Below are 18276 nucleotides of genomic sequence, written 5' to 3' on the forward strand. Positions count from 1 at the left end.
TGGCACAAAGTGGTGAAACTTACGAACCGGAACAAAAGGGCACCGACTCGTACCGTTAGGATAACCGGCCTCCACCCACCGGATAGGCGTAACGAAGGAATGAAAGGGCGTCGACCCGTCGAGAAATGGGAGTGAAAGCCTCCGATGGTACACGGTATTATATTATTGCATGCGTGTGCCGCAGCAAGTGAGGGTGAATGTGCATCCCTGTTTTCTTACACAGCACTTTAAATAAGGCGCGTACATCGCGGTCATTCATCGGTTTTCCAATTCGGTTTCCCCTCAGTTTAACAAATACAAAGTTCGTATCGATTTCAAGATCATCAATCACGTTGTATAGGTAGTCGTCGTATAAATCAATGAGTTCCTGTGAATCATGCAATTCACGTTCACTGTTGGCCTTGTCATACTCTGCAAGAAATTTAGAATACCCATCATTTTAGCGGGTATATCTTCATTCCGGCATGATTAATATTCACTTTGACCATGATAGCAGAGATAGAATCCGCGTTTACTACGGGCTCGTTAGAACGTTTTAATTCCTTCCAGATAGCGGTCTTTCGTCGAAATAAGAGATGCTCCAAACTATATATATCCGATTTTATCGTCAAGCCATTTTGGAATGTATTCATCACTTCGTTTCTGACCACTTCTTCGGCAGTGCTTTCCATTTTGCGTTTGGATACTTTTTGAAGGGTTTCTATTACATTTCCGTTTAATTTGATATGGAAGTGATATTTCGGCAACCCGTTAATGACACTTATGGACATATGAACTTCAGGACTTTCTAGAGATAAAACAGCCGCATCTTCACCTTGATGCGAGATGACAATCGGGGACCGAATCGTGCTTTTATCAATCCATCTTACGCCCAATAATTTTTGGTTGTCGAGTTTTCCAAGAAGTTTCCCTTCATCGATGATGTAAGCTCCATCTATAAACATTTTGGAGTCTTCTTTTTCGTCTTTTTTCCAAGTCGTCGAATTGATCGACAACGAAGGCAACAATATGTTGGTGCCAGGTTCCCATAAACGAGACAAAAATTGAAAGTATCGAACGGGTTCGATCAAGGATCTCTGATCAAAGGCTTCAATTGGTTCTTGAGCAAGTGTATTCCTTTGGGAAAAGTTGAAAAAGGCGGGTACGGTAAGAAGACGTTGAATCGGTTCACGAGTTCCGAACACCCAAGGTGTCAAGCGAATTTCCCAAAATCGACCGATTAAATCGTCAACTTTGAGCACGTTAGCTTTTAGCGCATTTTCTCCGATGATAATGCTTGAAACATGACTCCATGATGTTCGTTCTTGAGAAGATGCATAGAGATCATTCATGGCGAGATTCAACGTCTTTGCTTTGGCTTTTCCAATCCATACCTGAGGTGTTTTATCGGTTTTACCCGACTCAGTCTTAGCTATAGCAGTAAAATCGAGTAATTGGGCATATAACACGAAGGAATCGTCAATATAATCGATTCCGATAGTCGTCACATAATTGATATTTTCGATTTCTTTAATGTCCCAGCAACCAGATATAATTCCTAACGATAATATGGTGCAAATCAGTTTGATATTTTTAAGAAAATTCTGCATCTCAGTCGGTGTCCTTTCTTTCGCCATGCGGTACTAACCAGTATTCTCCATTTATCTGGATTTATGTGCGCAGGTTTGGAAAAGCGACTATGAAAGTAACGGGCATCTGTTTTCCTCGGCATTCTCGGCCAAAAGCCGAATAAGGGGGCGGCTCCCTGAAAAAGGGAGCCCCAATCTCACTATTCGATACGGTTAAGGAAGCGTCTCAATAAACCGTAGAGTAGCAGCGAATGAACGACAAGCCCAGCTCCGAAAATGAGCACTTGCCGCTGCCATCCGATTTCCGCCGATAATTGCTCTAAAAGCAGCTTGGAGGGCCAATAAGTCGGAAGTAAACCAGCAAGCCATTGCCATGGTTCCGTCACAAAATAAGCGCTTGCGGGTCCGAGTAAAGTCAAGGTGATCAACTTGGACAACGCCAGCCCTTCGACCTTGTTGGCTGAGAAGGCAACCAGAAACAAGGCGAATAGGGGAGCTTCCATTACGAACAGGAGGAGGGGAAGCATCCCTGTGGCTGTTAGTTCGGAAATCCCGGAAAAGACAACGAACGCTAGGGACATGCCGGAACCGACGAAAACCGGTACGATTAGACGGTAGACGAGGTACCCGCTCTTACGAAGCGGAGAAACGGCATAATATTCAACGATGTGTTCGTCCCGTTCATCCAGCATTAGCAAACCTGCCGCGACGCCGATTAGTTGAGGAATCAGAACCAGCATGAACAAAGAAATGAACGTCGTATGCTCTGCCAATTCATAGCCGCTTCTGTCCGCGAGCCACTCCGATAACGACGGTAATCCCAGCCTGGTCATCAGGATGAGCAGCAGGGGGCCGATAAGAATCAGCAGGAGCATCGGGTCCCTGGTCAAGCTTCTCATGTCGCTATGGAGCAGCGTTCTATACTTGTTCATGACGATGTCCTCCATCCGCGTATCGTACCGTTGCGCTTAACAGGCGTATCGTTAGAAATCCGGCTATTGCGATCCATACGATCAGAATAGCGATAGCGTATGCCCCTTCTCCATGCGAGAGAGGATATAGAGAACCGGACATCAGCAGCAAGGAGCCGTGCGTTGGCAATAACCGGTATAGAGGCATATCGAATACGTTCAGATAGCCCAGAACGGGAAAAATGAAAACCAAGGAGTACGCCTGCGAGCGGATCAGGAAGCCGTTGATCGATTGGCTAAGGATCGAGGTGGCAATGCCAATCAGGGTAAACAAACACGAAGTCAGCAAGACTCCAAGAGAGAAATAGATCGGAGCCGTCGGCCATCCGCCCACCGGAAGGTGAATCGCGAACGCCGCCGCCAGCGATAGCAAACCGAGGGAGAGGCATTTGGCCAGCAAATACTCCGCTAGTTTAATAGGCGTTGCAAAAAGACTACTCCATATGCCCATATCTCGTTCAAGCAAAACGATGCCTCCCGCAAGCAGCAGGCCCAGTGCGGACGGGTCCGAGAACGTGAGCAATACCAGGGTCGTGTCAACATAAGAATCCGGTATCGTATGCAGAAGGCCGACGTAAACAGCGCAAATGAATACATAAACGAAATAAAATCGTTGTTTCCACTGAAAGCGTACGTCGAACAAAAACAGTTTCCAGGGCCTCATTGGAGAGTTTTTCCCGTAACCGTCATAAATACATCCTCCAAAGACGCCTCCATCGTATGCATGGTTACGATACGATGCGAGCGAATTAATGTCGAAAATTTATCGTTGTCTCCAATGCCTTCTAGCTGAAAATCCTCGGACAATCGCTTGTTCCCTTGTTCATACTCAACTCGTACCTTTCTTTCTCCGCCAAGGAGCTTCAAATTGCGAGGAGTGTCTATGAGGCGGATTTCCCCGTCTACGATAAAGGCAACCCGATCGCACAATTGTTCGGCTGCCTGCATGTTATGCGTCGTGATCAAAATGGTTGTACCGCTAGCCTGTTTGGCTTGAATGAGGCGTTTCAGCATGTCGGCGTGAGCCGGATCAAGCCCGGAAGTAGGTTCATCAAGAAAGAGCAGATCCGGATCGTTCAGAATGGAACGACAGTAGTTCAGCCGCATCTTCATCCCTTTGGAAAATTGTTCGACCTTCTTGTGGGCCGCTTCTTGTAATCCGACTTGCTCGAGCAGCAGCATGGGGTCGACGCACCGGGTTTGATACAGAGAGCCGAAGTGGTTTAAGTTCTCCAATGCGGTGAACCGGCTATAGAAATGGGGAAATTCGAATGCAACGCCGATTCGTTCATAATAATCGGAGCCGACGGAACGGATTTCCCTCTCAAATACACGTACGGAGCCGCCATATTTCCGAAGCTTGCCAATCAGCACATTCTGAGTGGTGCTCTTGCCTGCGCCGGAAGGGCCGAGGAAGCCGAATATTTCCCCTCGACCAATGCGAAAGTCGAGTCCTCGCAGCGCGTGCTGCGGCGAGGCTGGATAAGCGTAAGTTAATCCGTTAACTTCGATCATAGGCGGTCACACTCCTTTCTTCGCGGCAAGCCCGTCTGCGACAGTAGTAATCAGAGCATCCATCGTCGCTTCGTAGACCGCATCTCCTATGGTTTGCTTGTGAAGCGAGAGCAAAATAATAGAACGCAGCATGCTGACGATGAGCTCCGGGGTCATGTCTGTGCGCAAAATGCCCTCCGCCTGCCATTGCCGGATCAACGGCTCCAGCTTCCGGACATCCGTTGCGTAATTACGTTCCAATTTATCAGGGGGCAGTTTGCGAACAATGGCTTCAAATTGCTCGGGAAGAAGAACTTCGCGAAGAATCGGATTTTCCGTCATGAGCCGAAACCCCTCCTTAAAAAACAAACGAAAAGCTTCCTTGCTCTTCGAAGCGTTCTCGAGCTGTCGAAGCACGATCTGTTGGATAGCCTGTTCTTCCTCTTCCATCAGATCGAAGAACAGCTCCTCTTTGGAACGGTAAAACAGATAAAACGTGCCTGAGGCAATTCCTGCAGCCTTCGCCAATTCTCCAACATTCGTTTTTTTGAAGCCGTATCGGGAAAAGAGCGAACGGCCAGCTTCGAGCAATTTTTGCTGAATTTGCGATTTTTCGTCCGTGTCGAATTTTCTGGGCATAATCCTCACCTTTTTATGAATGTATGAATAATATTATAATTCATTCATTAAAATATGCAACAAAAAACCGCCTGATATCTGCGGTTACGTTGGGGATCGGTATCGGAGTCGCACACGCGAGCCTATTTTTTTATGCGAATGTACTCTCTTGGCAAAAAAGGCGCCGGTTCCTTAGGTTCGTTCGAGTGTTGGGTGAAGTAGCCCGAGGGTAAAGGATCGTGCGGTTCAACCCCGGGATTATCCACAATGTGAGAGTCGAGGCAGTAGGCAGCGATGAGCAGCGATGCGAAAAGGAGCAGACTGAAAACGATTTGCCGCAAAGGCATGGGAGATTCCTCCGTTTGATTCGTCGGGCGGGACTGCGCCTATTCGGAACGTTCATGGGATTATAGAAAAAGTGTTCCCTTGCCGGGGAGAACAATATACTCAGACCAGCTCGTTTTCGAAAAAGCTTTACAAATGAATGTGAAAGAAGTATTCTTGTTAAGGAAAACATTGAGAACAAAATAATAATGCTTTAATCGGAGGAGCCTGCCAAAAGCGGGCTCCTTTTGTTTGCGTACGAGTCTGTTGGTGTAAAAAAGGAAACAATAGTCCATGTATCGGATAGAAGGAGGAAACACGATTGTCATTGCTTCATAGCGCTATACTGATTCCTTTGGCTTGGGCCGTACTAATGCCGTTATTAGGCAGACGACTCGGGAATCTGCATGCGGGTTGGCTCGTCTTGCCGATTCCTATCGTCCTTTTCGTTTATTTCTGTATGCAGCTTCCGCTTGTAAGCTCCCAGACCATGATGGAGACGTTACCTTGGATGCCTTCGATAGGTCTTGATTTTACGGTTTATCTTGACGGGCTATCCCTGATGTTTGCCTTGCTTATCAGCGGGATCGGGGTCTTGGTCGTCCTTTATTCCACTTTTTACTTGGATAAAAACAAGGAAGCGATCATTTCTTTCTATACGTATTTGCTTATTTTCATGGGAGCCATGCTGGGCATTGTTCTTTCAGACAACTTGATCGTTTTGTACGGATTTTGGGAATTGACCAGTATTTCTTCGTTTTTGCTGATCGCATTCTGGCATCAGCGGCAAAAATCCCAATACGGCGCACAGAAATCGATGCTGATTACAGTGTTCGGCGGGTTGGCGATGCTCGCCGGGATTATTCTGCTGTACGTCATGACGGGAACCTTCAGCACTAGGGAGATCATATCTCAGGTCGCACATCTTGCGGACGACCCGCTGTTCGTTCCGGCCCTTGTGCTCATTCTGCTCGGAGCCTTTACCAAATCGGCTCAATTTCCTTTCCACATCTGGCTGCCGGATGCGATGGAGGCGCCGACCCCCGTCAGCGCATATTTGCATTCGGCCACGATGGTGAAGGCCGGGCTATATTTGGTCGCCAGGCTAACGCCCGTATTCGCCGTGCAGGAGCAATGGTTTTGGCTCATATCGGGCGTCGGGCTGGTCACACTAATCTACGGCTCCTTACAGGCAATCAAGCAGAAGGATTTGAAGGCGATGCTCGCCTATTCGACAATTAGTCAACTAGGACTGATCATGTGCTTGCTCGGACTAGGTTCGGCCGCCGTTTTAAACCCGGATGGGGCGGGAGGAGAAATGTACGCTAAGGCCACGGTTGCTGCCTTGTTCCATCTGCTGAATCATGCGATGTTCAAGGGGGCGCTGTTTATGGTTGTCGGGATCGTAGATCACGAGACGGGAACACGCGATCTGCGCAAGCTTGGCGGTCTGATGGCGCTGATGCCGGTTACATTTACGATCGCCGTTATCGGCGCAGGTTCAATGGCGGGTCTGCCTCCTTTTAACGGATTTCTGAGCAAGGAAATGTTTTTTACGGCGGTGCTGCAAATTCGGCAGATGAGCATTGGCCATTTGTCCGCATGGGGAGGGCTTGTGCCTGTTATGGCGTGGATCGCGAGCGTGTTTACGTTCATCTACAGCATGGTTCTCCTTACTCGCACATTCGGCGGGAAGCTGCAGTCGGATCAACTGGAGGTCCAACCGCACGAGGCTCCGATGGGCCTGCTCTTTTCTCCTGTCGTGCTGGCCTCTCTCGTTATCGTAACTGGTCTGTTTCCTAACTTGCTTGGCGCTGCCCTGGTTGAGCCGGCAATGGAGGCGATTCATCCGACGCTGCTCTCTGCGGGCGAGAGATTTGACGTCCATCTCCAGTACTGGCACGGCTGGACACCCGAAATATGGATGACGATCGGTGTCGCTGCTGTCGGAACGGGCGGCGTGCTGCTTTATCGGCGACTGAAGCTTCAGAACAGGCTGTGGTCTAACGCGCTGAACGCAAACCTGTTGTACGACGGTGGTCTTCGCTTGCTAGATGGGTTATCTCGCCAAATGACCGACCGCTATATGACCGGCTCGATCAGACGGTACCTGATTTATATTTTCGTCTTCTTCATAGGCGCGCTTGGGATTACGTTGTTATGGGCGGGCGAAATCGGATGGACGGAGATGGAGCTCGCGTCGGCCTCGGCGTATGAAACGATTGTCGTATGCGTAATGGTCGGCGCGGCATTAGCCATTCCGTGGATCAAAAGCCGAATTGCCGCCATATTGGTGACTGGGGCAGTCGGGTATATGGTTACTCTGCTGTTTGTTCTGTATCGCGCTCCGGATCTTGCTTTGACACAGATGATTGTCGAGACGGTGTCGGTTGCATTGTTCCTGATGTGCTTCTATCATTTGCCCAAGAGCGATCTGGCAAGCAGCGCTTCTCGTGGCAAATGGCTTAATCTGGCGATTGCAGGAGGAGCTGGCTTGATTGTGACCCTTATCGTCATCGCCGCCAGCGGTCCGCGGAATTTCGAATCGATCTCTAACTTTTTCGTTCAGGAAAGCTATCGTCTAGGTGGCGGCAAAAATATGGTTAACGTCATCTTGGTCGATTTTCGCGGCTTCGATACGTTGCTGGAAATTACTGTGCTGGGCATTGCCTCGATAGGTATCTATTCGATGATACGCTTGCGTCTTGCGGAGACGAAGCAGCGGGGGAAAATAGAGGGGAATCGTCTGCCTTTAAACAGGATGTCGAATTACAGAAGCAACGATGTCATCCTAAAAACGATTTCCAAGGTGGTCGTGTTTATTATCGTCGCCTTTTCGCTTTATTTGTTTCTAGCCGGACATAACAATCCCGGCGGCGGTTTTATCGGAGCCTTGATGACTTCGGCAGCGCTTGTACTTCTGGCTGTTGCGTTCGGCCTTGATGTCATCGAGAAGGTGCTGCCGATCAACTTCCGTCTGCTGACGGCGGCAGGTTTGCTGATTGCCGCGCTGACTGGCGTGGGCTCCTTCTTGTTCAATGTTCCGTTTCTCAGTCACACATTCGGTCATTTCGAACTACCTCTGCTTGGGGATACGGAATTGGCTACTGCTGTACTGTTTGATCTGGGCGTGTACTTGGCCGTCGTCGGCGTCACGATGACCATTATACTGACGATCGGGAAGGAGGAGCGTTAATGGAGTTGATTATGGCGATTGCCATCGGCGTATTATTTGCGGTTGCGGTATATCTCATGTTGTCCAAAACGATTTTTCGCATTATTCTCGGCACGATCGTGCTCTCGCACTGCGTTCATTTGTTGTTAATGACAATGGCTCGGTTAAAACAGGGAGCGGCTCCGATTATGGGGGAGGGGAAGAGCGCATTTACCGACCCTCTTCCTCAGGCGTTGATTTTGACCTCCATCGTCATCAGCTTCGGCGTCACTGCTTTTTTGTTCGTGCTTGCTTATCGCGCTTATCAGACACTAGGTACGGACGATATGGAAGAGATGAAGGGGGAGCCGGACAATGAACAATAGCGTAGTGCTCCCGTTGATCATTCCTCTGCTGACAGCCATCGTGCTCGTCTTTCTGCCCAATAGGGTAAGAGCCCAGCGGATTGTTGCCGTCATCGGCGTGTTGGGCAACCTTGTCGCTGCTCTTGTGCTAATCGGGCAGATTGATCGGAACGGTATTCAGACGCTCCATTTGGGCGGCTGGGCTCCGCCGTACGGTATCGTCTTCGTGGCCGATATGCTGAGCGGTTTGCTTGTTCTAACGACATCCGTCATTAGCCTTTTTTGCTTATGGTTTATGTTCAGGAGCGTCGAAAAGCAGAGAGAAAAGATGTATATATATCCACTGTTCCAGTTTCTGCTCGTTGGCGTATACGGTTCCTTCTTGACCGGAGACTTGTTTAATTTGTTTGTCTGCTTCGAAGTGATGCTGATCGCTTCCTATGCGATGATGGTATTGGGCGGATCGAAGCGGCAGCTGCGAGAGACGCTCAAATATATGATGGTCAATATTTTGTCTTCGGCGCTGTTCGTCGCGACGATGGCCTACCTGTACGGTGCTGTCGGCACGCTGAATATGGCTCATCTGTCACAGCGCGTGGCAGAAATCGGCCAGGGCGGCATGCTGGACGTGATCGCGGTGCTGCTATTGCTCGTCTTTTCCTTAAAGGCAGGCCTGTTCTTGTTCTTCTGGCTGCCCGGCTCGTACAGCGCTCCGCCCGCAGCCGTTCGCGCTCTGTTCGGCGGCTTGCTGACCAAGGTGGGCCTGTATGCGATGATTCGCGTATTCAGTCTGATCTTTTATCATGAATCGCAGGTCACGCATACTTGGATAGCGGCGATGTCGGCGGCTACTATGATTCTTGGCAGTATCGGAGCATCGGCCTACAGAGATGTGCCTCGCATTATCAATTACAATGTGATTATCGGCGTGGGCTTCGTCGGCTTTGGTCTGTCTCTAGGCGCCGTCCATGCGTGGGACGGAATCATCTTCTATTTGCTGCACGATATGCTGGCCAAAACCTTGCTATTCGTCCTGGCAGGCATGCTCATAGCCGCAGCCGGCACTGAACGTTTGCAGGATATGGGCGGCTTGATCAAGCGATATCCGCTTCTAGGCTGGCTGGTCTTCGGCACGATGCTGGCTCTTGTAGGTATCCCGCCGCTCAGCGGCTTTCCGGGCAAATTGCTGCTTCTGCGCAGCGGGATTGAAGCGGAGGCGTACTGGCTGTTCGGGATTGGGCTAGCCTCCAGTTTTTTTGTCCTCTATTCGCTGCTGCGTATTTTCCGTATGGCCTTCTGGGGAGCGGAAAAGGATACCAAGGGGGACAAGGGTGCGGGTGAAGAGGGTACAGCACAGCGGGCGGTTACCGGCATGGCTCCCGCTATCTTGGGGATGTTTGCGCTGCTTATCGCCATGGGGCTGGCCGGGGAACGGGTGTACGGTCTAGTGAGGCAAGCAAGCGAGGTGCTGGGCAATGCCGCACTCTATATCGATGCTGTCATGAAAGGATAGTGGCCAAATGGCTTTTCAACTTCTGCTTAATATGTTGTTGTCCATTACCTGGATGTTTTTGAACAACGATTGGACGGCTGCGGGCTTTATTATCGGCTTTGCTCTGGGACTGTTGATTTTGATCGCTTTCCGTCGTTTCTTTCATCAACCGCTGTATGTCAAAAAAATGTGGGCAATCGTGAAGCTTCTATTGATCTTTACGAAGGAACTGTTCGTTTCCAGCTTCGCGGTCGCCAAGCACGTCGTATCTCCCAAGCTCAACATGCGTCCGGGTATCTTCACTTTTCGAACGGTCCTTCAATCCGACTGGGAGGTTACAATTCTTGCCTGTCTGATCTGCCTGACCCCCGGAACGTTGACGCTGGAAATTTCGCGAGACAGCCGAACACTGTTTATCCATGCGATGGACATAGAGGATGCGGATGAACTTGCAGAGCAGATCAAGCTTTCCTTCGAGCGTGCGATACTGGAGGTGAGACATGCATGATCGTTTATTTGCTGCAGCTTAGTCTGGTTCTTCTTGCTATAGGAATGGCAGCCTGCCTGTATCGTTTGCTGAAAGGTCCATCGCCGGCCGACCGGATTGCTGCGCTGGACACGATTGGAATCCATATGCTGGCAATGGTGGCGGTATTCAGTTTGCTGCAGCGGACGCAGGTATATCTGGATTTGATTCTGGTGATCGGTATTTTGACCTTTATCGGAACGGCCGCCTTTGCGCGATATATCGAAAGGGGAGTGGTGATGGAACGTGGAGACGCTGACAACGATCGTTGAATACGCCGTTGTGCTGGCCGTTCTTTTTGGCGTCGTATTTTGCTTGCTTGGCGCATTGGGGCTCGTACGTATGCCCGACGTATATTTACGATCCCATGCCGCCACCAAGAGCGCTACGCTCGGCGTGCTTTGTGTGCTTGCGGGAGCGTTTCTGTATTTTGCGCTTTTCGAGGGCCACATCAGCGCGAAACTTCTGCTAGGTATCCTGTTCGTGTTTTTGACTTCCCCGGTTGCGGGGCATTTGAATGGCCGCGCAGCATACCGCAGCGGTGTCAAGCTGTGGAGAAGAAGCGTGAGGGACGACTGGGAGAAAGCACTGCAGCAAAAGGAGAAAGGCGCTTCGTCTCAAGAGAATGTTCGGCAGTAAGGCGGAGATTTACGAAATCGGGGACAGCAGGACGGCCATGGGCCGATAGGCTGTCCCCGATTTATTCAGCCGAATGGTGACATTTCGCTTGTCAGCTCTCGATGTCGATGGAATTAAAACTGAAGCTTCTGGGCTTCGCACCATGAAAACGAAAAGGGACAATCATACTAACCATGCATGTCGCGTTGCCGAAATCCTAAGCACCGAATCCATGCAAGAACCACAGCGATCATCGTTAGAAGCAACAACGGCGTCCATTCAAATGAGGCGGCGGGCAGCCTCGGAACATGGTAAAGCGGGGAGAGGCTCATCACCCACTCGGACAACTGCAAAATTCCCCCAAGATAAACAGCAATAAAAGCGTAAACCACGATGATCCAGCTTAGTGCCGAAGCTCTCGGAAACCAGCCCGTCAGGGCGGCAGCCAGGCCAACGGCAACCCACAACGCAGGTACAAAGTTTAATCCCGCAATGATCAGTTCAGGCAAATAGGTATATTTTCGTTAAAATGTTGGCGGTACCCCATATAAAGCTAGCAGCTTACAGTTCCTCCTTGGATATTTCACAAGATGCGATGCCCTCACAAATACGATATTTCAATCCACCATCATCTACTTTAAAAACGCCATTGTTGAAGTCCGTATGAACACTTCGGTAAAAGACGCCTTCGACACTGTCAGGAACAAGGGAATCCAGTCGCAGCTCAAAGCGATTCCCTTCTCTTACGAGACAGGCCTTGACCCCCCTCTCATAGTCTTCGTACTGTTTTTGTATCTCGCGCTGTACGGATACGATATGAATATCTACCTCTTTGATCAAATGAAGAAGCTGATTAATGATTGAACCTTTTGCAATCTCTTCCCATTTGGTGCGAGCCGACTGCCCGATAATAATTTGTGTGATTCGCCTTTCCTTTGCATTTTCTGCAATGACTACTGCGACATTCCTGGAATCACTTTTTGCGACAATCAGATCAGCCTGTAGTGTCTCGGCCATGGAGTTCCAAAAAGCCATGTTTTTCTCCCGCGCCTCACTAAACCGGTTATCATCAGTCGGATCTACCGTAAGCAAGGTAAGCGGCGCTCGAAGAGCTGTGGCAAGCTTCCAGCCGCGGCGAATCAATAACTCTGAATTCGGTCCATAGTACAAACAAACGAGTATTCTTTCATCGGTTTCGGTTGATTCGGAGTAAGAAGTTGTGATCATTTCACTCAGCCCCTGTCTATATAATATGCGTAACAACAAGCACAAGCTCGCTTCCGGTTGCTCAAATATGGATGATGAAAATCAGAATAAAAAAACGAAAAGAAGCCGGAAGGAAGAGGGAACTTTCCTGTCGGCTTCTTGATTGGTATAGCAAAAAAAAGCTATAACATAAGCTGCATGGCTGGACTGCTCTCTCAGTACGCTTACGAGGTTAGCTGTCGGATTCGGGCGCGAGAGTCGCCCTACCTTGGTTCAAGGATTCACCCCATGAGACAAGCAAAACGGAAGCTTGCTCTCGATTGGTTCCCCCGTTTCCCGCGATGGGAATTCAGCGAATGAAACGCAATATATTGTTGTTGATGGAAATAATACGTCATTCCTGCTGCAAAGTAAATCTTCAAAACAGACTGGTTTTAAATCAAATTCTGCCTAGTATCACGATCCGAATCATATTTCAATGCGGTTACGTTCATTTTCGACAGTGTACTTGCGGCTTGCTTGACTATTCACATTCGAAAATGTTCGCGGTCATTCAGCAGCGAGAAAGCGATATCCAACGCCGGGTTCTGTTACAATGTATTTGGGTTCTGCGGGATTGTCTTCAAGCTTCTTCCTCAAGTGCCCGATGTATATGCGCAAATAATGCCGATTGGAATCATCGTACTCGTTCCAGACTTGCTTCAGCAATTGGCCTTTTGTAATGACTTTTCCTGCATTTAAGGCCAGAATTTTCAACAAATCAAACTCAGTCGGAGATAGCTTTATCGGTTCTCCCTTCAATTCCACACTTCTTTGGGAAACATTGATCGTTAGTTCCCCATGGTGCAGGACCGGCTCTTCTTGAGGCCTGGCTGAGTGTCGCAGCGCTACGCGAATCCGCGCCACAAGCTCTCCCATTCCGAAGGGTTTGGTCACATAATCGTCGGCCCCATGATCCAGCGCAAAGATTTTATCCGCTTCCCGGTCAATGGCAGTGAGGACGATTACTGGCAAATTGGACCGTTCCCGAATACTCTTCAGTACATCCAGGCCGGATTGATCCGGCAATCCCAGGTCGAGTATCACGAGATCCGGTGTGGCAAGAGAAGCTTGCTCCAGTCCCTCTTCCCCAGTTGACGCTTCGTATACGTTGTATTTATGGGCTTGCAGCGTCACCTTGAGTAACTTCCGTATTTGAGTGTCGTCTTCCACAACAAGAACTCGAACTTGATGTTCATGGTTTGACATTCGTCTCATCCTCCTATAGTTGGCTAGCCTATTAGTTATTTTGGACAAGCGGAAGCGATATCGTGATGATGGCTCCTTTTGGCGCATTAGGATGGGCGGAGATGGTTCCTCCATGCAGTTCGGCGATCCCTTTGCTGATGGCCAGCCCCAAGCCCGTTCCCGTGAGGTACCCAGTTTGTTCAGAACGATAAAACTTTTCAAAAATGCGCTCCAACTCATCTTCCTTCAGCCCGACCCCTTCATCGGCAACAGTTAGTTGGATGAATTCACTGCCTGCTTTGACAGACAGGATGATCTCACTGTAGTCGGGGCTATATTTGATCGCATTGCTGATCACATTGATCAGCATTTGCTCAAGCAGAGCTTCATCGCCAAGAACGATGGGGATTTCATCGGTCAGGTCAAGACGGATCGTGCGATGCTCCTGGTAGTCTTTCAACTGCATGAAGGTAGAGCCGATGATTTCCTCCAATTCGCATTCATCTTTCCGTAAGGTAAGCATGCCGCCTTCGAGCCGGGCCATGCCCAGCAAATTTAAAACCAACCGATTCATACGAAGCGCGCCATCGCGAATGGTCGCAAGAAGTTCCATTCGTTCCTCGGCGGTAAACAGTTTCTCGCCATCGATCAGCCCGGTTGCCGAACCGATAATGGCTGCGAGCGGTGTACGAAGCTCGTGCGAGACGGAGTTCAATATGGCGTTGCGAAGCCGCTCGGATTCGGCGGTCAGATGAGCCAGCTTTGCCTCTTCCTCAAACTTGACGCGTGCGACTGCACTGGCCGCCAACCCGCCAATCGCTTCAAATAACAAGGCTTGTTCCGGTAAGGTTTCGCTTCGCTCGTGCTTAGAAATAAGAACCATAACTCCGAATCTGTGTTCCTCAATCTGAAGCGGGATAAAATGCCCGATGAGTCCGCCCGTATGGGAAATTCTTTTTTCCAATGACTTACCTTGTTTGTAGACGCGTTTAGCAAGCACAAGCTCGGCTTGTTCCTGTACATGATGGGAAAATGGGCTGGAACGACGGGCGAGCGTAAGCTTATTGTTGTTCTCAGCGAGATAGATCGTGACGTCCATTTTCAGGATTTCAGATAGCTGTCGGGAAAAACGGTCCAGCAATGACGGCATATCGACGGCAGAGCTAATCTGTTTACTGAGCGCATAGAGCGTGGCGGTTTGCTTCTCTTTTTGCTTGGAATAAAGTACTTGTTGTTTGAGCCGCGCGGCCAAGCTGGCTGTTAAAACCGCAACCACCAAATAAACGGCGAAGGATATCAGATACCTTAAATCCGCTACCGTGAAACTGAGTACCGGTGGAATATAAAAGAAGTCAAAGGACAGTACACCAAGAAAGGCAGCAAAAAATGCTGGTCGCAGTCCCCAAACTGCGGCATTTAAAAGAACGGGGAGTAAGAAGATCAGCGCAATATTGGCCGTTTCAAACGTGAGCCCAAATGGCTTTAATAGGATCGTCATCCCTGCAATGAGCAGTGCGGTGATGGCGTAAGGATGCCAACGGAATGTTGAAAGGGACTTTGTCAAAGTTTTGCCTCCAATACAATCATGACTCACTTTTACCATAAGCGTACTGTAAATAAAGCGTAAAAGAAACGGTTTCCGGGGGTAAAAGTTCCGTAAAAATCACGAAAATGATAGAAAACAAGAGAAAAGAGAAGAAAATCAAAGATACCGTGTGATGGAGTATCCAGTTGCAACTAGACAATAAAAATTAAACTTATACCCGCCGTGCATTGCTTTACAATTATTTGCATACGGCGTAACATACGATTCATGAATTCAATGATTCACCATTTTATTCGCTGAATTGCCTTACAGGCAATCGGGGGAACCAATTGCGGAAGCTTGTGTGAGAGCAAGCTTTCGTGCGGGGTGAATCCTGCCACCGGGATCCGACTCGTTGGCAGGTAGGGCGACTCTCACCGCCCGAATCCGTCAGCTAACCTCGTAAGCGCAGAGCAACTCTTTGCCAGATTTCGTTGCTAATGGAGAGAGGATGATGAAGCTTGTGATCGTAACCTTCGACCACAGGGCTTAGACCTCATGTGGTTTTTACAATTTTCGCTGAATTCTTTGCTGTGCCAAAGAAGCGGGGGAACCAACGAAGCAGGAACAATCGGCTTTATGGGGTGAATCGCCGGAAGTACCGGCGTAGGGCGACTCTTACGCCCGAATCCGACAGCTAACCTCGCAAGCGACATAAGAGAGGCAACATTAATCAAAACTAGACACGGTTTATTCGCTGTGCCTTGGAAGTTGATGAAAAGTGACCTCTTTTCGTTAGCTTCTTTTTTGTTGCCTCCGCGTTTATCGACAGGAGGGACAGAAGTGATTATACAAGAGGATTATATTCTTGTTTCAGCGCCAACGGAAGCCGGTCAAGCATTTCTGCGGACGTTGGCGATGAAGGGATTGCCATTTGTGGCACTTACAAATAATAGAGCTGATAAGCAAGCTCTGGAGGAAATCGGAGTAAAGGAAATCCTTATGATGGATACAAGAGACAGTCGTCCACCGATGATCCCCGAGTTGCCAATCGGAAAGGTTTACTTATTTGAACGTAGCTTCAATTTATGCTGCAGGTACATTCATACATGCCGCTCATGGACGGGAAAACCGATTTATGTCATTACACAGGGAAATAACAGTCGGCTCATTTATAAGGGGCTTGGCGCCAATTATGTGATCCATTCACAGGGGAATGATCTGTCCTTTCTGTTAAGTGAGAACCAGTAAAGCTTCAAAAGGAGATGTGAAAGATGTTGGATATTGGAATGATTGCTTTGGTGATTGGACTGGCGGCAGCCATGATTGGCCTTGCCGTTTGGTCAGGCAAAGTGGTGGAGGAAGGGCGTGAAGAAGCATGATGTGGGCATTGGGGGGCGTCATCGTCCTGTTGTTTGTCTATCTGGTATATGCTTTGGTAAAGCCGGAGAAATTCTAAAAAACCGTTTGTTTTCAGGAAGGAGTATCGTCATATGGCCGGAATGATTGCCATTGTTGTTACATTGTTGTTGGTCTTGCTGTTAGCTCGACCTACTGGACTATATATGGCCAAGGCATTTGATTACATCCCATCAGGACTGGATCGATTTTATGGTCCATTGGAAAAAATGATTTATGCTATCGGAGGCATTCACCAAGAAAATCAAACTTGGAAGAGATACGCTGCGACCTTAGTCATTAGTAATAGCGTAATGATCCTGCTCGTATATCTCGTGTTTCGAACACAGGCGTATTTGCCGCTAAATCCGGCCGGTATTGCCAATATGGACCCGAGCCTGGCATTTAATACGGCAATCAGCTTTATGACAAACACCAATTTGCAGCACTACAGCGGGGAGAGCGGATTATCGTACTTGTCGCAAATGATTGCTATCGTCTTTATGATGTTTACGGCTCCGGCTACTGCGCTTGCAGCGGTGTTCGCTTTTATGCGCGGGCTGGCAGGAAAACCGTTAGGCCATTTTTTCGTCGATATGACTCGTGCCATTACACGGGTATTGCTGCCGATTGCTTTTGTCACGGCACTCATTCTAATTGCGCAGGGTGTTCCGCAAACACTGGAGCCTGCAGCAGTTGCTCAGACGCTTCAGGGCGGGGAACAAACCATTGCCAGAGGGCCAATGGGCTCATTCTTGTCCATCAAGGAACTTGGGAATAACGGTGGCGGCTTTATGGGCGTCAACTCGGCTCACCCGTTTGAAAACCCCAATGTGATTAGTAATTTGATTCAGATCCTGCTAATGATGTTGCTTACGACATCCCTACCTTTTGCATACGGCAAGATGGTCGGGAATGCCAAGCAGGGACGGGTACTGTTTGTTTCTATGGCCATGCTCTTTATTGTTTTGCTGGGCGTTTCGCTGACGGCTGAAAAGGCCGGCAATCCGGCTCTGAATGCAATCGGCATTCAGCATGAACAAGGCAGTATGGAGGGTAAGGAGGTTCGATTCGGAGTTGCACAATCTTCCTTGTATTCAGTCGTAACAACGGCATCCGAAACGGGAGCGGTCAATACGATGCATGATACGCTGACGCCAATCGGTGGTATGATTACCATTGCCACTATGATGCTGAATACGGCTTTCGGAGGTGTTGGAGCCGGATTTATGAATGTACTCATGTATGCCATAATCGGTGTGTTTCTTTCGGGGTTAATGGTAGGGCGTACACCGGAGTTCTTGGGCAAAAAAATAGAAGGCAAGGAAATGAAGCTGATTGCCGTCACGATGCTGGTTTCGCCTTTTCTCATTCTGGTTCCAACGGCAATTGCGCTCTTCAGCTATCCCGATACGCTATCCAATCCGGGCTTTCACGGCCTGACGCAAGCGATGTACGAGTATACCTCGTCTGCGGCGAACAACGGTTCCGGATTCGAAGGGCTAGGTGACAATACATTGTTCTGGAATATGACAACCGGAATCGTTATGTTCTTAGGCAGGTATTTCTCCATTGTCGCTTTGCTTGCTGTAGCCGGGTCGCTTGCTGCCAAGAAGACGGTGCCGGAAACAACAGGTACCTTCAGGACGGACACAGGATTGTTCGCGATTGTATTTTTGGCTGCTGTGCTAATCGTTGGTGCGTTGACGTTCTTCCCAAGTCTCGTACTCGGCCCAATTGCAGAACAGTTAACATTGAAACCATAAGTTTGATTGTAATGGAGGTTCTCA

General features: G+C 49.0%; 17 protein-coding genes, 1 pseudogene and 3 riboswitches. Of the genes and pseudogenes, 9 read left to right on the top strand and 9 right to left on the bottom strand.

Translation table 11 applies throughout. The features are described from left to right. Window positions 1-160: 160 nt before the first annotated feature. The 6 genes and pseudogenes from DFP98_RS00850 to DFP98_RS00875 all read right to left on the bottom strand — a co-directional run. Window positions 161-397 (bottom strand): annotated as a pseudogene (locus DFP98_RS00850) (tyrosine-type recombinase/integrase); the annotation flags it as partial. A 37-nt stretch (window positions 398-434) separates the two neighbouring features. Continuing rightward, window positions 435-1616 carry a Ger(x)C family spore germination protein gene (locus DFP98_RS00855; RefSeq protein WP_116058662.1) on the bottom strand — a complete coding sequence of 394 codons (1182 nt, stop codon included), beginning with the start codon at window positions 1614-1616 and terminating at the stop codon, window positions 435-437. A 152-nt stretch (window positions 1617-1768) separates the two neighbouring features. Further along, a complete protein-coding gene (locus DFP98_RS00860) occupies window positions 1769-2500 on the bottom strand; it encodes an ABC transporter permease (RefSeq protein ID WP_116058663.1) in 732 nt (243 codons plus the stop codon). Beyond that, entirely contained in the window at window positions 2487-3203 is a 717-nt protein-coding gene (locus tag DFP98_RS00865; protein ID WP_116058664.1) for a fluoroquinolone export ABC transporter permease subunit, read from the bottom strand. The genes DFP98_RS00860 and DFP98_RS00865 overlap by 14 nt, the downstream gene beginning before the upstream one ends. Continuing rightward, window positions 3200-4054, bottom strand: a complete 855-nt coding sequence (locus DFP98_RS00870) for an ABC transporter ATP-binding protein (RefSeq protein ID WP_116058665.1) — start codon at window positions 4052-4054, stop codon at window positions 3200-3202. The genes DFP98_RS00865 and DFP98_RS00870 overlap by 4 nt, the downstream gene beginning before the upstream one ends. Window positions 4055-4060: 6 nt before the next feature. Further along, window positions 4061-4672: a TetR/AcrR family transcriptional regulator gene (locus DFP98_RS00875; protein ID WP_116058666.1), complete on the bottom strand. Its 612-nt coding sequence runs from the start codon at window positions 4670-4672 to the stop codon at window positions 4061-4063. A 625-nt stretch (window positions 4673-5297) separates the two neighbouring features. Here DFP98_RS00875 and DFP98_RS00885 point away from each other — a divergent pair. Genes DFP98_RS00885 through mnhG form a run of 6 tightly spaced genes read left to right on the top strand, consistent with a single transcriptional unit; the run spans window position 5298 to window position 11151 of the window. Next, a complete protein-coding gene (locus DFP98_RS00885; RefSeq protein WP_116058668.1) occupies window positions 5298-8171 on the top strand; it encodes a Na+/H+ antiporter subunit A in 2874 nt (957 codons plus the stop codon). Next, window positions 8171-8515 carry a Na(+)/H(+) antiporter subunit C gene (locus DFP98_RS00890; protein WP_116058669.1) on the top strand — a complete coding sequence of 115 codons (345 nt, stop codon included), beginning with the start codon at window positions 8171-8173 and terminating at the stop codon, window positions 8513-8515. The genes DFP98_RS00885 and DFP98_RS00890 overlap by 1 nt, the downstream gene beginning before the upstream one ends. Then, the gene (locus DFP98_RS00895; protein WP_116058670.1) at window positions 8505-10007 is read left to right on the top strand and encodes a Na+/H+ antiporter subunit D; all 1503 of its coding nucleotides are present in this window, start codon (window positions 8505-8507) and stop codon (window positions 10005-10007) included. The genes DFP98_RS00890 and DFP98_RS00895 overlap by 11 nt, the downstream gene beginning before the upstream one ends. Before the next feature lie 7 nt (window positions 10008-10014). Beyond that, window positions 10015-10494, top strand: a complete 480-nt coding sequence (locus DFP98_RS00900; RefSeq protein WP_116058671.1) for a Na+/H+ antiporter subunit E — start codon at window positions 10015-10017, stop codon at window positions 10492-10494. Next, entirely contained in the window at window positions 10491-10784 is a 294-nt protein-coding gene (locus tag DFP98_RS00905; protein WP_116058672.1) for a Na(+)/H(+) antiporter subunit F1, read from the top strand. Before DFP98_RS00900 ends, DFP98_RS00905 begins: the two co-directional genes overlap by 4 nt. Beyond that, window positions 10768-11151 (top strand): monovalent cation/H(+) antiporter subunit G, encoded by a 384-nt coding sequence (gene mnhG / locus DFP98_RS00910; protein WP_116058924.1) that lies wholly within the window; start codon window positions 10768-10770, stop codon window positions 11149-11151. The genes DFP98_RS00905 and mnhG overlap by 17 nt, the downstream gene beginning before the upstream one ends. Before the next feature lie 540 nt (window positions 11152-11691). Here mnhG and DFP98_RS00920 read toward each other — a convergent pair. The 3 genes from DFP98_RS00920 to DFP98_RS00930 form a co-directional block, all read right to left on the bottom strand. Continuing rightward, window positions 11692-12357: a universal stress protein gene (locus tag DFP98_RS00920; protein ID WP_116058674.1), complete on the bottom strand. Its 666-nt coding sequence runs from the start codon at window positions 12355-12357 to the stop codon at window positions 11692-11694. 184 nt (window positions 12358-12541) lie between these two features. Continuing rightward, a riboswitch (cyclic di-AMP (ydaO/yuaA leader) is annotated at window positions 12542-12701 on the bottom strand. Window positions 12702-12885: 184 nt separating this feature from the next. Then, entirely contained in the window at window positions 12886-13584 is a 699-nt protein-coding gene (locus DFP98_RS00925; protein WP_116058675.1) for a response regulator, read from the bottom strand. A 31-nt stretch (window positions 13585-13615) separates the two neighbouring features. After that, a complete protein-coding gene (locus tag DFP98_RS00930; protein ID WP_246016359.1) occupies window positions 13616-15127 on the bottom strand; it encodes an ATP-binding protein in 1512 nt (503 codons plus the stop codon). A gap of 266 nt (window positions 15128-15393) precedes the next feature. After that, window positions 15394-15571: riboswitch (cyclic di-AMP (ydaO/yuaA leader) on the top strand. Between the two features lie 84 nt (window positions 15572-15655). Beyond that, window positions 15656-15816, top strand: a riboswitch (cyclic di-AMP (ydaO/yuaA leader). 115 nt (window positions 15817-15931) lie between these two features. Between DFP98_RS00930 and DFP98_RS00935 the strand changes: the two genes are divergently transcribed. From DFP98_RS00935 to kdpA, 3 genes are all read left to right on the top strand, one after another. Further along, entirely contained in the window at window positions 15932-16339 is a 408-nt protein-coding gene (locus tag DFP98_RS00935; RefSeq protein WP_116058677.1) for a DUF4218 domain-containing protein, read from the top strand. A 130-nt stretch (window positions 16340-16469) separates the two neighbouring features. After that, window positions 16470-16547 (top strand): K(+)-transporting ATPase subunit F, encoded by a 78-nt coding sequence (kdpF, locus tag DFP98_RS40160; protein WP_425455501.1) that lies wholly within the window; start codon window positions 16470-16472, stop codon window positions 16545-16547. A gap of 43 nt (window positions 16548-16590) precedes the next feature. Continuing rightward, the gene (kdpA, locus tag DFP98_RS00950) at window positions 16591-18252 is read left to right on the top strand and encodes a potassium-transporting ATPase subunit KdpA (RefSeq protein ID WP_425455502.1); all 1662 of its coding nucleotides are present in this window, start codon (window positions 16591-16593) and stop codon (window positions 18250-18252) included. The last annotated feature ends 24 nt before the right edge of the window (window positions 18253-18276 follow it).

This window comes from Cohnella phaseoli, from assembly GCF_003386235.1.
Classification (GTDB): domain Bacteria; phylum Bacillota; class Bacilli; order Paenibacillales; family Paenibacillaceae; genus Cohnella; species Cohnella phaseoli.